Genomic DNA, 523 nt, shown 5'->3' with positions numbered 1-523 from the left:
GCCTACAACACCCCCTACAACGATCCGGAGAAGCCGGCGCAGCCCAAGCCGGCTCGACCGGCTTGGGCTGCGCCGGCTTCTCCGGATCGTTGTAGGGGGTGTTGTAGGCCTTGCGGATCGAGGCCCAGAAGGCGTCCCGCTCCGCATCGGTGAGCCGTGCGAGGCGAGCGTCGATGACCGCCATGGCCTCCGCCGCCAGGGCAGGCGTCTCCTCGACGGTGATCCAACTCTCAACGTTCATGACGGCACTCCGCAGGTTCGGACAGTCGGATAGCCAAGCTCAGTTAGCTGAAACCTGAACGCCGCATTTTCCGTGCCCGTTCCCGCAGGGCTGCTTTTACTTCTCCACAGGGCCGAGCTTTTCCAGCCAGGCTTCCGCCTGCCGGCGCACGTTGTCCGGTGCGGTGCCGCCGTAGCTGGTGCGGCTCGCCACCGAATTCTCGACGCCGAGGACCGCGAAGACGGCGTCCGTGATGCCCGGCTCGATCGCCTGCATGTCCTGGAGGGAGAGTTCCTCCAGGAC

At 66.0% G+C, this 523-nt stretch carries 2 protein-coding genes; both read right to left on the bottom strand.

Features of this window, described 5'->3' with window-relative positions; translation table 11 throughout:
* Positions 1-241 (bottom strand): hypothetical protein (locus C1631_RS25400; RefSeq protein ID WP_228441507.1); only part of this gene is annotated, 241 nt, incomplete at its 3' end.
* A 96-nt stretch (positions 242-337) separates the two neighbouring features.
* On the bottom strand, positions 338-523 hold a 186-nt coding region (locus tag C1631_RS25395), incomplete at its 5' end, for a hypothetical protein (protein WP_497707259.1).

The sequence above is a fragment of the Chryseobacterium phosphatilyticum genome, from assembly GCF_002899825.2.
GTDB classification, from domain to species: Bacteria; Bacteroidota; Bacteroidia; order Flavobacteriales; family Weeksellaceae; genus Chryseobacterium; species Chryseobacterium phosphatilyticum.
The sequence above is the reverse complement of the archived record's forward strand: the minus strand, read 5'-3'. Positions and strand labels throughout refer to the sequence as shown.